General features: G+C 61.8%; 15 protein-coding genes. 11 read left to right on the top strand and 4 right to left on the bottom strand.

Features of this window, described 5'->3' with window-relative positions; all coding sequences use genetic code 11:
• Positions 1-4 precede the first annotated feature (4 nt).
• Genes VBE63_RS14790 through mads8 form a run of 6 tightly spaced genes read left to right on the top strand, consistent with a single transcriptional unit; the run spans position 5 to position 13180 of the window.
• Complete coding sequence (locus VBE63_RS14790) at positions 5-235, top strand: type II toxin-antitoxin system VapB family antitoxin (protein WP_323683795.1); 231 nt, start codon at positions 5-7, stop codon at positions 233-235.
• The gene (locus VBE63_RS14795; RefSeq protein ID WP_323683796.1) at positions 216-368 is read left to right on the top strand and encodes a hypothetical protein; all 153 of its coding nucleotides are present in this window, start codon (positions 216-218) and stop codon (positions 366-368) included. The genes VBE63_RS14790 and VBE63_RS14795 overlap by 20 nt, the downstream gene beginning before the upstream one ends.
• A complete protein-coding gene (gene mads5, locus VBE63_RS14800) occupies positions 365-1765 on the top strand; it encodes a methylation-associated defense system restriction endonuclease subunit S MAD5 (RefSeq protein WP_416274562.1) in 1401 nt (466 codons plus the stop codon). The genes VBE63_RS14795 and mads5 overlap by 4 nt, the downstream gene beginning before the upstream one ends.
• Positions 1765-5961, top strand: a complete 4197-nt coding sequence (mads6, locus tag VBE63_RS14805; protein ID WP_323683798.1) for a methylation-associated defense system protein kinase MAD6 — start codon at positions 1765-1767, stop codon at positions 5959-5961. Before mads5 ends, mads6 begins: the two co-directional genes overlap by 1 nt.
• Positions 5958-7640 (top strand): methylation-associated defense system protein MAD7, encoded by a 1683-nt coding sequence (mads7, locus tag VBE63_RS14810; protein WP_323683799.1) that lies wholly within the window; start codon positions 5958-5960, stop codon positions 7638-7640. Before mads6 ends, mads7 begins: the two co-directional genes overlap by 4 nt.
• Complete coding sequence (gene mads8 / locus VBE63_RS14815) at positions 7637-13180, top strand: methylation-associated defense system ATP-binding protein MAD8 (protein WP_323683800.1); 5544 nt, start codon at positions 7637-7639, stop codon at positions 13178-13180. Before mads7 ends, mads8 begins: the two co-directional genes overlap by 4 nt.
• 128 nt (positions 13181-13308) lie before the next feature.
• On the opposite strand, the gene VBE63_RS14820 is transcribed toward mads8, so the two are convergent.
• Complete coding sequence (locus tag VBE63_RS14820; protein WP_323683801.1) at positions 13309-13500, bottom strand: hypothetical protein; 192 nt, start codon at positions 13498-13500, stop codon at positions 13309-13311.
• A gap of 91 nt (positions 13501-13591) precedes the next feature.
• Entirely contained in the window at positions 13592-13981 is a 390-nt protein-coding gene (locus tag VBE63_RS14825; RefSeq protein ID WP_323683802.1) for a hypothetical protein, read from the bottom strand.
• A gap of 249 nt (positions 13982-14230) precedes the next feature.
• On the opposite strand from VBE63_RS14825, the gene VBE63_RS14830 reads away from it, so the two are divergent.
• Complete coding sequence (locus VBE63_RS14830; RefSeq protein ID WP_323683803.1) at positions 14231-14719, top strand: MEKHLA domain-containing protein; 489 nt, start codon at positions 14231-14233, stop codon at positions 14717-14719.
• A gap of 131 nt (positions 14720-14850) precedes the next feature.
• Here VBE63_RS14830 and VBE63_RS14835 read toward each other — a convergent pair whose 3' ends face one another.
• Complete coding sequence (locus VBE63_RS14835; protein WP_323683804.1) at positions 14851-15090, bottom strand: hypothetical protein; 240 nt, start codon at positions 15088-15090, stop codon at positions 14851-14853.
• Positions 15090-15527, bottom strand: coding sequence for a putative toxin-antitoxin system toxin component, PIN family (locus VBE63_RS14840; RefSeq protein WP_323683805.1), 438 nt, complete (start codon positions 15525-15527; stop codon positions 15090-15092). Before VBE63_RS14840 ends, VBE63_RS14835 begins: the two co-directional genes overlap by 1 nt.
• 219 nt (positions 15528-15746) lie before the next feature.
• On the opposite strand from VBE63_RS14840, the gene traL reads away from it, so the two are divergent.
• From traL to VBE63_RS14860, 4 genes are all read left to right on the top strand, one after another.
• On the top strand, positions 15747-16034 hold the full coding sequence (gene traL, locus VBE63_RS14845; protein ID WP_323683806.1) for a type IV conjugative transfer system protein TraL: 288 nt from the start codon (positions 15747-15749) through the stop codon (positions 16032-16034).
• 7 nt (positions 16035-16041) lie between these two features.
• A complete protein-coding gene (locus tag VBE63_RS14850; RefSeq protein ID WP_323683807.1) occupies positions 16042-16617 on the top strand; it encodes a TraE/TraK family type IV conjugative transfer system protein in 576 nt (191 codons plus the stop codon).
• Positions 16618-16619: 2 nt separating this feature from the next.
• Positions 16620-17648: a TraK domain-containing protein gene (locus VBE63_RS14855; protein WP_323683808.1), complete on the top strand. Its 1029-nt coding sequence runs from the start codon at positions 16620-16622 to the stop codon at positions 17646-17648.
• The coding region (locus VBE63_RS14860; protein WP_323683809.1) for a conjugal transfer protein TrbI at positions 17645-18564 on the top strand (920 nt) is incomplete at its 3' end. The genes VBE63_RS14855 and VBE63_RS14860, both read left to right, overlap by 4 nt.

The following is an 18564-nucleotide window of genomic DNA, read 5'->3' on the forward strand; positions in this document are numbered from 1 at the left end:
CGCCATGCAGGTGATGATCGACGATGATCTTGTTCGTCGTGCGCAAGAATTAACCGGACTATCCGATGTCCACGCCATTGTCGAGCATTCCTTGCGCCTGATGATCGAGCAGCGCCAGCCCTTAGAGGATGTGGCGGGAGGCTTGAGCCGTTATGCCCACCATCCCGCCCCGTCTTTTGAGCAGGAACGGGAGTTGACATGGAGCAAGGTCGCACATGACGCCGATCATTCTTGATACGAATGTCATTCTTCGCTATTTGCTCTTCCGTTTCCACGCTCCAGCAGCCCGATTGCCAATGCGACGCTGGAGCTTCGGAGCCAGACAGAAATTCGAGGAGTTCCGGGCGACCGGCGAGGTGAAGTCGTGAGTAGAACGTTTCAGTGCAAGGCAGTTCCGAGCAAGTGGTTGGAGAACAATGGTCGTCGTCTTGATTGCGGACCATATTTGTCTGGCGCAATCGAAGCAAGAGAGTTGCTCAAAAAGCACAATACAAATTTTCTCGCTGATGTCACGAATGATATCTATCACGCAGGTAGAGAAGGTCGAATCTGGGTGGAGTCTTCGGAGCACGGCATTCCTTTCATGGGCAGTACAGATATCTTGGCTTCTGACTTATCGTATTTGCCTTTGATATCGCGTAAACAAGTCGCATCAAACCCTCAATTTACTATTGGGAATGGTTGGACATTAATTACACGCTCAGGAACTGTTGGGCGGATGGCCTATGCTCGTCCAGACATGGATGGCATTGCATGCTCGGAGCACGTTATGCGTGTGGTTCCGAAGGAAGATGCGATCCGGTCAGGTTATCTTTATGCCTATCTTTCCAGTCGTTTTGGTGTGCCTATTGTCGTATCAGGAACCTATGGGGCAATCATCCAGCACATAGAGCCACATCATATCGCAGGCCTTCCAGTTCCACGCTTAGGACAAGTAGAGCAACAAGCACATGATCTTGTTCAAGAAGCGGCGAATTTGAGAACAAAGGCGAGTGAAGCAGTTGCCGATGCAATGCGGGCTTTGCAGCAAGCAGCAGGGATGTTAGGGCTGCATGATCACGTCAGCTCCGGGGTAGGTTTTGGCGTTCGAGCGGTCTCTTCTTCAAATCTCATAAAACGTATGGATGCGGTCTTTCATAGTCCCTTCCACAGTAATGCAGTTGCTGTTGTTAGAGCATCATCCGTGGGCGCAACGACTGTTGAAAAACTTGCTGATTCAATATTCGAGCCTAAGCGATTCAAGAGAGTCCAGGTTGAGGATGAGGGATTTGGGATTCCGATGTTTGGTACGACTGCATTGATGTGGGCGGATCCCCAGCCAAGTTTTTTGATACCGAAAACAATGCCTGGCATTGATGAACTGATAGTGGACAAAAAGACCGTCTTGATTCCAAGGTCTGGGCAAGTATCTGGAATCATTGGTACCGCTGTTTTGCCTTACGGGAAAATCATTGGCGGGACTGTTTCAGAACATGCAATTCGTATTCGCTGTAGAAACGAGATTGATGCTGGCTATCTTTTCATTGCTCTTCGTTCCGAATATGGTAGACGTCAACTGAAGTCGCGAGCCTATGGGTCATCAATTCCTGCACTGGACGTCGAGCAAGTAGGGCAAGTCGTAGTTCCTGATCTTCAGGATCGGGATGTATTCGAGAAAATTGGCAAGATGGGACTCCGTAGCGCCGAGCTTCGTGGGCAGGCAATCGATCTCGAAGACCAAGCCCGCTCCCTCGTCGAACACGCCATCGAGGAGGCCGCCCGCTGATGGCCAAGGTCATCCCCATCGGGCAACCCGCGAACGAATCCGAACGCCGCGCCATCGGCTTCCTCCGCGACCATCTGCCCGATGGCTGGCTGATCTTCCACAACTTCGAACTGCGCCAAGGCCAAGAGGTCTTCGAGATCGACATCGCCCTGCTCGCGCCGCACGCCGTCTATCTGATCGACGTCAAAGGCACGCACGGCAACATCGACGTCCACGGCTCCAAATGGTATCCCGCCGGCCGCCAGCCCTTCATCTCCCCGCTGGCCAAATTGCGCAGCCACGCCAAAGCACTGGCCGGCCTCATCGCCGAGAGCAACCCCGGACTCACCGAACTCCGCAAAAAAGCCCATGTCCATGCCGCCGTACTGCTGACCGCCGACGACGCCGCCGTCTTCGATCCGACCGGCATCGACGCCCCCGACGTCACCGACTTCAAACACGGCCTCAAATACTTCCGCGACCGCACCCGCATCCCCAGCCACCGCCTGGATGACATCAGCCGCTTCCACACTCAGATCGCCAAAGCCATCACCGGCAAAGCCAAGCCGCGCAGCGCGGCCCTGGTCTTCGGAAACTGGCAGGTCGAAGAACGCCTGGGCGGCACCGACCGCTATACCGAATACCGCGCCAAGCACAGCCTGCTCGGCAAGAGCGGCGGACTGGCGCGGCTGCGGGTCTACCAGGCCGACCCCTACCAGGACGCCGCCGCCCGCGACGAAGAATTCAAAAAGATCAGCAACGCCTATCGCGCGGTGGCCAACCTGCCGACCCACGCCAACCTGCTGGCGGTAAGGGATCTCTTCCGCACCGACGACGAGGATCGGGTGGTGCTGGTGACCGAGGATCTGCCCGGCCAGGCGCTGCGGCAGCACATCATGAAGCCCGCGCTGGCCTTGACCTTCGATCAGAAGCTCCAGGTCATGCGCGACCTGCTCGCCGGGCTGGACCATGCGCACCGCCACGAGGTGATCCATCGCAACCTGACCCCGGACGCCATTTTGGTGATCAAGGGCGGCCAGGCGCGGGTCACCGCGTTCGATTTCGCGCGGGTGGGGAAGCACCGCGACTCGACCATTGCCTATCAGGTGGTCGATGACCTGGACCCAAACTATCAGGCCCCGGAGTGCTACCGCGATCCGAGCCAGGCGAGCATCGCCTCCGATCTCTATGCGGCCGGGCTCGTCTTCTACGAGCTGCTGACCGGCGAGCTGCCCTTCGCGGGCGTCGATCAGATGATGGAGGCCGATGGGCGCTTCCCCATCCAGCCCTCCGAGCACAAGCCGGACCTTCCCAAGGGCTTCGACGACTGGCTACAGACCTTCTGCGCCTTCGATCCGGAGGCGCGTCATCTCAGCGCGGCCATTGCGCGCAAGGCGCTGGATGACCTCATCCTGCCCGAGGCGCGGGACGATGCGGCCTCGGCCTCTAGCGCGCCGGAGCCCGAGCGGCCCGCTTTGACCCCCGATCTGAACAGGGACCTGACCGACTTGCCGCAGGATTTCATCCTGGCCGATCGCTTCCGCATCCAGCAGCGGCTCGGCAGCGGCGGCTTCGGGGTTGCCTACAAGGTCTTCGACGCGCTGGGCGACATCGTGCGGGTCATCAAGCTGGTGACCAAGGACCGCCGCAGCGTCTATGAGCGTCTGCGTCGCGAATACAAGACCCTGACCGCGCTGCCCGAGCATCCGCATGTGGTGAAGGTGATCTGGGCCGACCGCATGGCCGACGCCAAGCAGACGCCTTACATCGTCTTCGAGTATGTCGAGGGCCTGGATGTCTCGGATCTGATCGAGACCGAGGCGCTGTCGCTCGAGGATTCGGTGCGTATCCTCCGTGAGGCTGCCGAGGGTCTGGCCCATCTACACCAGCACGGCGTCTACCACCAGGACATCAAGCCCTCCAATCTGCTCTGGACCAGCAAGGGCGTGCGGATCATCGACTTCAACGTGGCAGTGGACGCACGCGATGAGGTGCCGGGCGGGGGCGGGACGCGCCGCTATCTGCCACCGGACTACGATCATGCGGGTGAGTTGGACGCTTCGGATCGGACCGATCGCGATCTCTATGCCCTAGGCATCACCTGCTACGAGTGTCTGACCGGACGCTATCCCTTCGACGAGCCGACCCCGCCGATCCGTACTCAGCCCAAGGACCCCAAGCAGTTCAAGGGCTGCGGCGATCTGAGCAGTGCGCTGGTCGGGCTGGTGACCAAGGCCATCGCGCCCGAGCGTCAGGACCGTTTCCCCTCGGCGCAGGCGCTGCTGGCCGCCTTCGATGAGGTGAAGCGCTATCGGTCCGTCATCAGTACCAGCGAGCTGGTGAACGGCAACGGGAGCGGCGCCAAGACGGTCGCGCGCCTGAGCTTCGAGCCGACCCAGCCCAACACCAATCCTTTTGTCACTCACTTGCTGACCCTCTATAGCCAGAGCCAGGTGTCGAATGCGGGCACCCGCGGTCTGGATGCGATCGGCAAGGCGACCTATGTGCCGACCTATCTCGATGAGCGGCTCCGGCCCGCCTTGCTCAAGGGCGATCTGCGGCTGGTGATCGTCAGCGGCAACGCTGGGGATGGCAAGACCGCCTTCATCCAGCAGTTCGAGAGCTTCGCCGAAGGGCAGGGCGCCCAGATCCAGCGCGGGGCGAATGGTGCCGTCTTTCAGCTCAAGGGGCATCAGTTCCAGAGCAACTACGACGGCAGCCAGGACGAGGGCGACGAGCGTAACGAGGCCGTGCTGCGGCGCTTCTTCGAGCCCTATGCCGGGGAGGACAGCGCCGGCTGGCCGCCGCGTCAGACCCGACTGATCGCGATCAACGAGGGGCGTCTGGTCGACTTCTTTCTGGAGCACCAGGGCGAATTTCCGCAGCTCGCGCGCCACGTCGAACAGGGGCTGGCGGGTGCCGCGCCCGAGGATGGCGTCGCTGTCATCAACCTCAATCTGCGCGCGATTGTCGCCGATGCCGTGGGCGATGCCATGAGGGATCGAGGCGAGGCGCGGCCGTCCATCTTGGAGCGGTTGATCCAGACGATGACCCAGCCGGTCTACTGGCAGGCCTGCGAGTCATGCGACATCGCGGGCAAGTGCTATGTCCACCACAATGCCCGCACCTTCCAGGACCTGGTGGCCGGACCCAAGGTGATCGAGCGTCTGAAGCGGCTCTACACCATCACCCATCTGCGCGGCCGGCTGCACATCACACTGCGCGACCTGCGCTCGGCGCTCGCTTTCATGCTGGTCGGGACGCGCGACTGCGCGGCGATCCATCAGCTCTATCAGAGCGGGGGCGAGGAGAGCCAAAGCCGGATCATGGACGGCTTCTATTTCAACGCCTGGATGGGTGGCGGCGAGGGCTCGAACGACCGCCTGATCGCGTTGCTGCGCGAGATCGATGTCGCCGAGGTGAGCAATCCGGACCTGGACCGCCGGCTCGGCTTTCAGGCGCCCGGCCACCAGGACTTGAGCCGTTTCTCTTTCGCCGAGCGCGGCGGCTATGACGAGGCGCTCATGGACAGCCTCTTCCGTGCGCTGCCACGGGATTACTCGTCAAAGAACCGCGCCCGCCTGATCGCCAGACACCGTGCCTATCTCGCGCATCTGCGGCGCCGGCATTTCTTCGAGCGCCGCGATGATGCCTGGAAGGAGATGTTGCCCTATGACGGCATCGAGCCCTTCCTGAGCGCCATTCGCGAGCCGGGCGAGAAGGGTGCCGCGGAGGTGACGGCCATCCTGCAGGCCATCAACCGGGGCGAGGGGCTCACTGATCCGGCCCGGCTGGGCAACCAGTTGGCGCTGCGCGTGCGCCAGGTGGACAAGGCCAGTATCCGCAGCTATCGGCTGTTCGATGGGGCGCGTTTCAGCTTGCGCACCGATCTCGACGCGGCGGCGCATCCCTTTCTGGAGTGTCTGCCCCAGGTGCTGGTCCTGGTCTATGACGCCGGCGATGGCCACCGGGCCAGCCTGCGCATCAATCTCGATATCTACGAGATGCTGATGCGTCTGAACCGGGGCTACCGGCCAAGCATCGAGGAGCAGGAGGGCTTCTATCTGAGCCTGGCGGTGTTCAAGAACGTTCTTTCGGCGGCGCCCTATCAGGAGGTGCTGCTCACCGAGACGGGGCACCGATTCTACGAGATCACGCGAATGGACAGCGGGACGTTGGCGCTCAGTGTGTCCGAAAAGGGGGCGACTTACGCATGACGATCAAGGGGCGCGATAAAGAGTTTCGTACGCCGAAGACGACCTATGTCGACTTCAAGCACATCGAGATGGATCGGGTGCTGACCATGCTGTTTCCGCGTTTGAAATACGACGGCTATGCGAGTCGGCGCCCGCCGCGCGGTGGCGATCTGACGGTGGATGAGTTCATGGAGGACTTTTTGGAGCACCCCGACTGGTTCACGGGCTTCGACCGCTATCCGCAGGTGATCAGCCGTTGGCTCGAAACCGATCTGCTCGACGTGGTGAATCGGGGCAAGGCCAATCAGGCCGTCGCCGCGCCGCGCCCGCTGCATGGCAATACCTACAAGTTCCGCAATGCCAAGCACACGCGTGACTACGGCGCCGCGGAGCAGCTCTACTGGATGCTCTTCTATGCGCGTAAGGGCAAGGGACAGGCCGCCCGCGACGCCTTGAAACGCTTCTTCTTTGCTGGGATCGACTTGGTGACGGATCGTTACGACGCGAGCGCCCCGGTAGATGTCGAGACTCAAGCCATCCTCCGCCTGGACCAACAGGTGACCCAGGATATGAAGGATTCGAAGGAGCCGTCGCGCTATCCGCCGTTGTGTATCGGACAGGCGGATATCCTGGCCGATGATGTGCTGCGCCTCCTTGCCTACGAGCCCTACATCCCGCGCTCGGTGCTGGTGGAGTATCTCAAGACCCTGATGGCCTTCCATCTGGCGCTTTATCACCTCAAGCTCTTGCAGCTCTTGCCGAAGCTGGTCAAACAGCGCGGCGGGAGCGAGATCTGTCAGGCCCAGGAGTGTCCGGTCGATGCCGGCTCGGATCAGGCGCTGGCGGGCTGTCCCTATCGGTTGGCGCTGGTCGTTGATATGGGCGATGCCGCCAATCCGGACATGGCCGAACTGGCGCGCGCCTCAACCGACCGGCTCTATCGCCAGATCCCCGCCTTCGTGCAAGCGAATTTCGTCGTCAAGAAGCTTGATGAGATGGCCGACTATCTGAGCAAGAAGACCGGCAAGATCGCTGCGCCGAGCAGTGGGGTGTTCGCGGTGGGCGATCTGGTCGAGCTGCTCAAGCCAGCGCATGAGGTGGAGCGCCAAGCCTACTTCAAGTTCCGGCTCGCTAGCCTGATCGAGGAGTCGGCGGGTGGCGCCGACGAGCTTGATCCGGAGATTCGGCAGGTGATGGCGATGGGGCTCAGCGAGTTCGAGTCCTTCATCGAGATCCTGATGGCCTATCGCGGCCGCTATCACCGCCAGTACATCACCGAGTGTCTCGACTCACTGCTGCTGAAGAATAAGGACTCGGGGCTGCTCGTTCAGTCGCGCGCCAAGGGGAGTGCTCGACGTTTTCGGCTTGGCAGCAAGTTGCTGGAGGTGTTGTTGCAGATTGCCGTTATCACGCCGGAGGCTGGGCGTTTCGTCACTCGCGAGATCCGCATCGAGGAACTGCTGTCGCTGCTACGCCAACGCTACGGGCTCTCTATCGACCAGCTCCCGAAGAGTGCCGAGGGAGGCCACAGCCTGTTAGAGCGGCGGGCCTTGCGGCTGAACCTCGAGACCTTTAAGCGTCGTCTGCGGGAAATCGGTTTCTATCAGGATCTCTCGGATGCCTATGTGACGCAGAAGGTGTCGCCTCGCTATGCGATCACGCGACAGGATCGAATCGCGACGAGTGGGAGAAGCGTATGAGCGAAGGGTTCACTCGGTTGTCTCAGGATGGCCTGAATCGGGCGCTCGCCGAGGTCTTGTACCCGCGTATCGAGGCGATCATCGGTGAGCGGGGACCGGGTCATTGCATGCGGATGACCGACCTCGATGACGCGGTGATGGAGGCTCTGTGCGAAGCGCTGCGTCAAGACAAAGCCGATCGCAACGTCTTCATCCTGGCGGGTCATGAGGACGAGGGACGTCCCTATCGCATCAGTTCGACCAAGTTGGTCGAGCTGCGCAATCCGGATGCTGAGGGTGGGCTGCGCGAGCCGCTCCTAGTCTTTCTACCGGCCTCGCTGCGGACCAGCGCTGAGGATTCATTCGGGGTCGCAACCTTCGAGGAGCTGAGCTTTGCTGGGCTCTATGCAGACCTGCTGGGGGCACTGCTCGATCGGCTACCGAGCACCTTGGTTGGCCATGTGCGTCAGCTCTTCGGGCTGCTGTCGGACGAGGACTGGTCCTTTGCCAGCGATGTTGCTCGGGTGCGCTATCTGCTGACGGCGCTGGAGAACGGCATCGACGGCGAAACGCTGGGGGCTAGCCTCTATGAGCTGACCCTGATTCCAGATTTCAAGCTCTTTGCCGATCCCGGGATGCTCATCGCCAGGGCGCGGCGCAATCTGGGCAGCGTTCGCAACCTCATGAGCTCGCATAAGTCCGTGCGCGGACGCATCGCCGATCTGGCTTTGAGTGACAAGGCGCTCGCACAGCGCCTGTTTGCCTATTTCGAGCAATATGAGGTCCAAGAGCCGGACCTTTGGACGCGACCCATTGCGACCGACAAGCCCTGGTGGGGTCTCTCATTCGACAAGTGGACCTTCCAGGAAGAGTTGTCCCTGGATAAGGTGTCCTTACGGGTCTTGGAAACGGATTTACCCCTGGTGCGCGAGGAGGACGGAAGCGAGCAGTTGTCGGGGCTCGTCGGGCAGCAAGTCCTGATCCCTAATGACCGGCGCAAGATGGCCGTGGTCTTCGCGGTCAATCCGCATCCTGGCAAGGTCAGCGGTCTCGATCACTTCAGCGTGCAGATCGTGGCCCAGAACGGGGGGCCAGTCGGCAAATCCAAGAAGGTGAAGGCTTGGACGCCGCGCCGTGTGCAGTGCACGACCACGCTGACCAAGCTCAACAAGATCGATTTCGAGGAGGGCTGGCACGTTATCCGGGTGCTCCCGTGGACGGCCGATGGCGATCCGATACCGCTGGACATGGACCAGGACGCGGAAACCGATGCTTGCGCCTATGAGAGTGAGCCCTTTTATGTCCTGCCCGGCGGCGCGCTCGAAGAGGAGCCGCCTCAGCGGGCCATTCCGGTCGAGCTGAGTCTGGAGCATGCGCGCATTCGTCTGCAGCTGACCGCTGTGAGTGACGAGCGTGATCCGGAGGACATCGCGCTGACGGGTGTTGAATGGGCGGATGCCGGGCGCTCGAGGAAGAACGCGCGACAGGAGACGCTGCTGGTCAAGTTCGGTCGCGACGGGGCGGTCCAGGTGCCCATGTCGCGGGTGCTCAAGACCATTGAGCAGCGGATCTTGGCCGCCCCGCGTCATCCTGCTGGCTGGCGGATGCAGATCAATCTGGATGCTGCCGAGCCGCCGACTGAGGCGGGCTTGAGCCTCCCCTCATCGACAGCGATGTCGTCCTTCTTAGCCGCTCGTGAGGATTTCTTCGTCCTGATCCGAGGCGGCACTGCGGAGTTGGTGATGCAGGGCCTGTCGTTCCTGGAGACAGGGCCGATGTGCTTGTCCTATGCCGAAGCCTATCTCGATCTGGTACGCAGCCTGAGTCGGCAGGCGGAAGCGACTTCCGGCAGCGAGCAACAACAGCATTTGGTGTCATTGCGCACGCTGCTTGCGGTGGATACCGTGCATGTCATCTTGACGGACTTTCGTGGGCGTCATCGCGAGGCGGTGCTGGTTTCACCGACGCATCCGTTGCGCGCCCTCTGGCTGGCCAGTTGGTCTGAGCTGGCTCGGGATTGGATCGGGCGGGTCAAGACCGGCGGACAGGACCATATCGGCCATGTGCGCACGGCGCTCTTGGAGCGGCTGGCTCCCGCGGCCTTTCCCGTGGGTGTGCCGGTTGAGGATGGACGTATCTTTACCCCTGTCGAGCAGCTCAATCCATGCTGGGCGCTCTATGCCGCGACCACTGAAACTAGCGCGCGCGGTTTGTTCGCAGAGATCTGCTCGGCCTTGGGCTTGTCAGAGCCATCGGTGGCCGGTGCTGACCTCTCGGGGCGCGTTATCGCCGGAAAGATCGAGCGCTATCTCTCGCAGCATCCCTATGTTCGTGAGCTGTCGATCAATGTTTTCAATCCTGGCACCGGCGCCTTGATCGCGGAGGCGCTGCTGGCCCTGCAGCAGAAGCGCGAGCATGCCGATCTGCGCTATGACATCCGCCTCTTCGCCCCCGATCCTGATTCGCCGGTCGTTGGCGAGTCGCTCGAGCTCATGGTGCGTCCCGGCACGACCATCGACGAGGCCGGAGACGCCTTCGCGCGATCCACTGGCAGTCATCTGTTCTCGAAGTTGAATCTGGCGAAGCATGCCCTCGAGGCGTTTGAGGCCAGTCCCAAGGACTATCCCGCGCACATCAGCCTCTTGATGGATGTCTTTTCGGCCGAGGAACTGTCAATTGCGGAGAGACCGTCGGGGATCACCCCACTGCATGGCCTGATCCAGGACTTCGCCAATGACTTTGTGGACGATGAGGCTGGGGCTTATTGGAGCAAATGGCCGGTCGTTGGCGCGCCGCTGGGGGCGGATCAGCAAGCGGCCTGCTTCGATACGCTGGCGGCGCTCAGTCGTCAGCTGTGCTCTTCCATCTCGGCGGTTGCTGCCTCGGGGGCGAGCTTCAAGGCCGTTCCGACCCTGACCCTCGGGCTGGGCGTTGCGGAGCGGGCCTTGATCTATGACGTTCATCAGACGAGCGACTGGGTCTTTACGATCGATCGGAACATGGGGATCGAGTTCTTCGACCATGGTGGCCGCAAGAACCGGCCAGACTACCTCATCGACTATGTACCGGGCGCGAGTTCCCAGGCGACCCACAATCTGATCATCTCATCCCGATCCAATGTAGAGCTCGAGGCGATGCTGAAACCGACGCTGAGCCGCTATGAGCTTGCCGCCAACGCAGAGCAGTCGGCGCGACTCTTGGCGAGTCTCAATGCGCTCTCGGGTCAGTTGGCGTTGAAGCTGATTTCAGCGCCCACGCAGCAGTTGGAGGCCTTAGGTCTGGCCTTCGCGCGACTTTACCTTGAGTATCAAGGCGCCCTAAGCAATCAGGTCATCGTGCCACTGGATGCGCACATCGACCTCTACCGGACCAGTGGTGAGATCGATGATGTCAACGATGCTCTGAGCTTGCAGCGGACTGATTTGGCGCTGTTCGACCTCGATTTGTCGCAGCGGATCATGACCTGCAATCTGGTCGAAGTGAAGTGCTACTCGCAGGTCGGTGACTTCGCGGCCTTCAATCAGCTCAAGGAGCGCATTTCAGCGCAGGTGAATCAGAGCGAGCGCATCCTGCAACGCCATTTTGATCCATCGCTGAAGCAACCAGACCGTCCAGACCGGTTGCTGAAGAGCCGTGAGCTGGCCCAGATCCTCCGCTTCTATCTCGAGCGTGCGGTACGCCATGGGATCTTCGACGAAGAGGCGGCTCAGGAAGCCCGCGGTTTTCTCGGTAGCATCGAGAGCGGGTATTCCCTACAGTTTCGCCGCTGCGCGCTGATCTTCGATTTCGACAAGCCCGGAACGGAGGCACCCGAAGTCGAAGTCGGCATCGAATTCCATCGCGTCGGCAAGGATTTGATCCATGCCTTGGTGGAAAACTGCTGCGCTCAGGTTGTCGACAACGCCGAGAGCGAGACAACCACGTTGATGCTGAGCGAGCAATTCATCCCCAGTGTGCCGAGATTGGAGACAGCGGCCTTCATTGCGCCCGTGAGAGAGCGCTCGGTCACTCGACTGACGGATACGGCTTGGACTGAGGACGAGAGGGATCTGGATAGCTTGGCGGCCGATAACTCGGAAGAGCGTGACGACTCACGCGAGCCAGATACCGTCGCCCCGAAAGGCGACGACTTCAACGATGTGACCGATCAAGGCTCGGGTCAAGGGAAGCAGCCATTCGAACCGGCAGACCCTATCGTCTCTCCACCGGTGCAGGCGCGTTCGCATGGAGAGGATCCAATCGACGACGGTGCTGGAACCTCTGCAAGCCGGACTGGGTCCGAGGAGCCGCGTCCAGAGCAGAGTTCGTCACGATCGTCGTTGGCTGACGATGTCGAGGAGCACAGACAGGCGGCTGAGGCAAGCGCGGAGTATGACATCATGCTTGGTGTCAGTGGCGAGTCCCCACAGTACGGAGTACTCGGCGAGGTTTCCGGGCGCAAGGTCGCCTTGGATCTGAATCATACCCACACCATCAGTCTTTTCGGTGTTCAGGGTGGTGGCAAGAGCTATACGCTGGGAACCGTGATCGAAATGGCGTCCATGCCGCTCGAGCACATCAATCGGCTTCCAAGCCCACTCGCTACGGTCATCTTTCACTACAGCCCAACCCAAGACTATGCGCCCGAGTTCACGTCGATGATAGATGCGAATCCCGTCGACGAGGAGATCCGCGTTCTGCGGGAGCGCTATCAGTCAACTCCGCAAGCCTTGCAGGATATGGTGATTCTCACGCCGGCCAATAAGGTCGAGGAACGACGTGCTGAGTATCCTGGGATTGAGGTTCAGCCGATCGCTTTCGCGGCCTCCGAGCTAAAGGCCGCGCACTGGAAGTTCTTGATGGGGGCGATTGGCAGTCAGAGCATGTACATGCGCCAGATCAACCTCATGATGCGGGGTCTGCGGGATAACCTGACGCTTGATGGATTGAAGCAGGGGATCGATGCGTCGGGTTTATCCGATCATCTCAAGGATCTGGCGCAGACGCGTCTCCTGTTCGCCAGAGAGTATATCGATGACGCGAGGCGGCTACAGGACGTGATTCGTCCAGGTCGCCTCATCATCGTTGATCTGCGTGATGAGTACATCGAGAAGGATGAGGCGCTCGGCTTGTTCGTGGTGATGCTCCAGATCTTCTCAGAGGCCACCTACCGCGGGCATCCGTTCAACAAGCTCGTCGTGTTCGATGAGGCCCACAAGTACATCGAGAACGATGATCTCGTGTCAGGCCTGGTGGAAGTCGTGCGCGAGATGCGCCATAAGGGAACCAGCATCATGGTCGCCTCCCAAGATCCACCCTCGGTTCCGGTTTCGCTGATCGAGCTGTCATCGCAGATCATCCTGCACAAGTTCAACTCACCAGCTTGGTTGAAGCATATCCAAAAGGCCAATGCTTCCCTCGGTGAGCTGAGTTCCGACAAGATGAGCCATCTCGGCGCCGGAGAAGCCTATGTCTGGTCCAGCAAAGCGTCTGATGACGCCTTTACAAGGACGGCGGTTAAGATCAAGTGTCGGCCGCGAATCACGCGCCATGGGGGAGGGACGAAGACGGCTGTAAAATAGGCTGCTAGCGATTGCCTCTCCAAGTGCTACGACACGGCCTCTCTGATGCTAGCGGCGTTGTTTGCAGCCCAAACGTTTTGGACCCTTTAGGAACTCATTCCTGCCTTCTACATTGTCCCTTAGATCGACTACCCAGCCGTCATTAACGAGCCCAAGCAGGGCTTTCCAGTCTTTTCCAGAGAGATCCGTGCAACCCGTGTCGATATGATTTTGTCCGCCTCGATGGTTTTCGAGCCACTGATGATCACCTCGGGTTCGACCTCCATCACCCACGGGTTTGATGTGCCATTTTCGACGCCGGTGGGTAACCGTTTGATCATGGCAAATCTCCGGTGGTGGAATAGACGCGGTGGCCGGCGATGTGGCCTTGGTCACGTCAGGATGCCCACCGAGGCCCGATCAATCGCCTCGTCAGCTAGCTGCAGGTCCGCTCGAAACGGCCTGCAGGCGGCGCTTGCCTTGCAGACGGTCGAGCCAATGCAAGGCGCTCTTGCCTCGGCCCCAGGTCGTCAGGGTGACCCGTCCGTCGGGCCGGATCGTCACCTCCGTTTTCATGCTTCGCCCACGCACATAGTCGGTCTCTATGCGCAGTCCGTAGCGACCGAAGGAGAGCGCCTCCAGAAAGTCGGCCACCGTCAACAGGTCCTCGCTGTGAAACTCCACTGCTGAGTTGCCACGGGGGCGGGCATCATGGAACGACAGCGCGGTCAGTGCGTACAAGAAGCCGAAGGCGCCCCAGTCAACGAGCGCTTCCGGATCGGTGTCATCCTGATCGTCCTCAAACACCAGTTCGACGCGCACAAAGAGGTTTTCCTTGTCTGGGGTGATCTCCGTCTGCGTGTATCGAGCACACGAAACGGGACCAGGGTGCCAGTGTCGAACAGTTGATGCTCGGCAGATGGGGTATTGTCGATGGGCATGGGGTTCAGTCTCAGAGGTTAGCGAAGCCTTTGGTCTTGGTGTGGCTGGAGACGGGGTCTGTGCCGACCGAGATCGTCCTGATCCTCGCAGCGACCCATATGATGATGACGACGCGACACCGCGTGCCTAATGAGTGATGCAAGCCGCACCATGCCTCCTGAGCCTTCTCCTGCCAATGCCTTCCTTGCCGACCATGTGGCGATGCTGTGCGCAAGCTATCGGCGCCTGACGGGAAGGGATCTGATCATCGCCGACACCAACCCATCGCCGGGCGAGGCGCTCTATTGCGCACCGTTCGTCGTGCTCTCCCACGGCACCGAACCCGATCCGATCTTCAACTACGCTAATCTCACCGCCCAGCGACTGTTCGAGATGACCTGGGCGCAGCTCACCGCCATGCCCTCGCGGTTGTCGGCCGAGCCTTTGAGTCGCGAGGAGCGCGCACGCCTGTTAGCGGCGGTCGCTGAACGCGGTTTCATCGAGGATTATCGCGGTGTGCGCGTCTCCGCGTCCGGGCGCCGCTTCATGATTGAGCAGGTCAGCGTGTGGAACCTGACCGATGCGCAGGGTCGCCCGGCGGGGCAGGCGGCGACCTTTGCGAAGTGGAGCCTGCTGTAGGCGTCACGGCCAGAGGACAGTGACAGGGCCTTTCGGCCGCTCGCCTGTGCGCCGAGCCTCCAGGCCTGCAGCGGTCAACTGTCGCTGGGTGCTGCACGTCGCACAGCGCGAAGCCTTGTCTGCGATCAGTGCTAGGGCCATTCGTCGCCGGCATCCGGTGCCTGATCTGGGCTCGCGGCCAGCCAGGCATCGAAATCCGCGAGATCCCCGCGGTCACGGCGCTCCTGAAAATAGGCCTCGGTCTTCAATGAGGCAATCTTCTCGGCGATCGCGGTGACGAAGAACTGGTTCATCGAGACCTGTTCTTCCTCCGCAACTTTGCGGGCATAGGCGAACAGGGATTCGGGAACGCGCAAGGCGTAGTTGGCCATCAGACTTGTTCCTCTTGCAGTTGATGCAGCAACGCGCGCGGCTCGACCACGGCCAACTGAAAAGCCGCCGCCGCGGCAAAATCGCGGGTGTTCACTGTGACCAAGTGATCAGCGCGGCCGTTCAGCGCCGTCTCCAGCACCATGTCATCGGCGGGATCTCGAGCGCGAGGGCGCCATAGAAAATAGAGTTCTACCGGCTCGCAACGCAGGCACAGGGCATCCAGGAAGGCATCCGTCATGGCCAGGGTACGACCGCCCACGGACAGATGCTCTGGCCGCTTCAGCACGGCTTCATACTCCAGCAGCAACGGCACCGACGCCAAAGCAACGAAGCGTCCCTCTCGCAACAGCCGCAAGAGCGCGAAGGACGCTCCACGGCGGCTCCGGGAGGCCGCGACCAAGACGTTGGTGTCGAGCACCACGCGACGCTTCTTCATATTGCTAATGATATGATGTCTTGGCGTTCAGTCAAGCTGTCGGCATCCATACAGCCTCTCGACCCTCAGCCTGCTGATCATCAGGGTCCTCAGCGCCTGCGCCTTAATGACTCCAATCCACCCCCTCGCGAATCAGCCCCAATCTGCTGATCTTTCGCCATCGCGCGCCGGCGCCAATCCCGCCAGGCTATCGCCACCGACACACCGGAGGCGAACCCCATGCATGCCCTCGACCTGCCACGCGGCATCGATGACCCACCCTCGCTGCTGCTCTGGCGCCTGGATGACCTTATTCCACTGATCCTGATCCTGATGCTGATAATCGGCATCCTCGCCGATCGTTTGCTGCTGTTCGTGCTGCTCGGCCTGGGACTGTCCCGGCTTTACGGCCGTTTCCGCGACAGCCGCCCGGATGGCTTCGCGCTGCACTGGGCCTACTGGCACGGCCTGGTCCCACTCGGCGCACGCAGCTGCCCGAATCCGTTCAGTCGCTGCTGGCGGGGTTAGGGCACGCATGAACCTCAACACCCTGACCCAGACCTGGCGCGGCATCAACCGCGAGAACCGCTTCCATCGACTCGCGGTGGCGCTGCTGCTCCTGACCAATCTTCTAACCCTGGCCGCACTGCTGCGCGCCGATCGCACCGTGGTCCTGGTGCCACCGATCCTCGAGGGCGAAGTCAACGTCGCCCGCGACCGCGCCTCGCGTGAGGTCAAAGAGGCCTGGGCGATCTATGTCGCCGAACTGCTCGGCAACGTCGGCGCACGCTCGGCCGACTTCATCCAGCACGCCCTCGAGCCACTGCTCGCGCCGCCGCTGCGCGCCGCGGTGATGGAGGTCATCGGCGAGCAGGTCGATGCGATCAAGCGCGAGCGGGTCTCGATGCACTTCTCCCCGAGTGCGCTGAGCTACGACCCCACGATCGATACCCACTACATCACCGGCCACCAGGTCAGCGTCGGTCCTGGCGCGCAGCCGGTGCGTCATCAGCGCACCTTCGAGGTTCGCGTCAGTTTCCGTCATTACCGTCCGGTGATCACGCATCTGGATGTCTATCCCGGCACCCCTCGCCAACCGGAGCAGTCTTAGCCATGGCTTTGTATCCCTTCTCAGCAGCATGCACTTGTGCACCGCGCACACCACCGCGACTCCTGCTCGCGGTCACGCTGGTCTTCATTGGCTCGGCGGCGCCACTGCACGCCGATAGTCCCTTTTTGCGCGGCAGTGCTGGGGTGACCACTTCTGCGGCCACGGCGGCCAACGCCGGAATCGGTTCCGCCGATGACGACTCCAATCCGGATGAGCCCGCAGTCCTCGCGCTGGGACCACGCACCGTGACCGTGGCGCCCGGCGCCAATGCCATCCTCGAACTGGCGATCGATCATCTCAATCGCATCGTCACCCCGTTCGAGCGCCCGTCGGTGCGCACCGTCTCCGAACTCAGCACCGAGGTCGAGGGCCGTGTCGTCTATGTCGCCACCGCCAGTGAGGTCCCAGCGACGCTCTACATCAGCGCGGGCGATGCCGCAGGCACCACGATCGCCCTGACCCTGGCCCCACGCCGCGTCCCTCCGCGCGAGATCCGGCTCCAGGTCCCCGGTTACCAAGCCACGCAGACCCAGTCTCAAACCACAGGAAAGACGCCCGCCGATGCGCAGCCAGAGACCGCCCCGGTGGCATTGAGTCCGGCGCATCCCGCCCTCTGGCAGCAGCCGTTGCCGTATCTCCAGGCTTTGACCACGGCCCTGCGTGATCTGGCCCGTGGCGAGCGGCCCGAGGGTTTTCGCCGTGGCTCGGTCCGCTCTGAGGAGCGTCTGCGCTGTGAAGCGAAAGGACTGCGGGTCTCGGATCTCGAGGTCCACGAGGGTGAACAGCTCCGACTGTTGAAGGCGACGCTGCGCTACAGCGGCAAACAACCCCTCGAGATCACCCCGCATCACTGCCGCCCGCGCGGCAAAGTCCTCATCGCCGCCCAGGCGACCTGGCCTCGTACCGCGCTGCGCCAGGGTGAGGAGACCCAACTGCTGCTCGCACTGCGTCCGGGTGACGCCTCGCTGCCCATGCCGGGTGGTTCAGGGCTGCCAGCGACAGCGTCCGACCAGCCGGAGGCGCGCCGATGACCGCGCTCACCGACCACTGGTCCAGCCTCAGCCCGAAGACGCGTCGCGCCCTGACGCTGAGCGCCGGCGGTGTGGTGATCGCCGCCCTGGCCTGGCTGATGGCCACCGCGCCCGGTCAGCACACGCCCCGTCAGGGCGAGCGCGAGCGCCTGGTGACCAATCTGCTCACCGATGTCGATCCGCGCGAGCTGGGTATCGATGGCCTGGGCCGACGGCTGAAGCGCCTGGAAAGTGACGTGCGCGGGATCGCCCATAATCTGGACAAGGTCGGCCTCAGTGTCGCCGACGACAGCAGCCAGAGCCGCCTGGTGCAGACCCTGCGCAGCGAGCGTGAGGCCGAGCTGAAGGCGCTGCGCCGCGAGGTGCGCAGCCTGCATGAGGGTCTGCAGAGGCGTCTTGCCGACCAGGCTGATGCGCAGGCCGAACCCGCAGAGCGCTCGTCTGCCTCTGCCAACGACGACGCGGGCGTCTTCACCCCACCCACCGCGGTAACAGGCCAACCTCCAGCAGCCGCATCCGACACACCACCGAGCCTCGATCAGCTGTTCCTACCACCAGCGTCGAGCGGCACTGCAGCTGCGAATGCACCCAAGACCCCGACCCGCAGCCTCAACATCCGCCGCGTCGCCGATGCCGATGCGCCGCCACCACCGAGCCCAGAGGAGGTCGCCGAAGCCGCCATCCCCGAGGTGCGCATCCCGGCCGGCAGCATCCTGCGCGGGGTGCTGCTCTCGGGTCTGGATGCCCCGACCGGTCGTGCTGCGCGCCAGGACCCCTATCCAGCGCTGCTGCGCCTGAAACACACCGCCATCCTACCGAACCGCTTCCGTGCCGATGTGCGCGAATGTTTCCTGCTGGTCGGCGGCTATGGCGACCTGGGCTCGGAGCGGGTCTATCTGCGCGCGGAATCGATCAA

It is taken from the genome of Lamprobacter sp. (assembly GCF_034860625.1).
In the GTDB taxonomy this organism is placed as follows: domain Bacteria; phylum Pseudomonadota; class Gammaproteobacteria; order Chromatiales; family Chromatiaceae; genus Lamprobacter.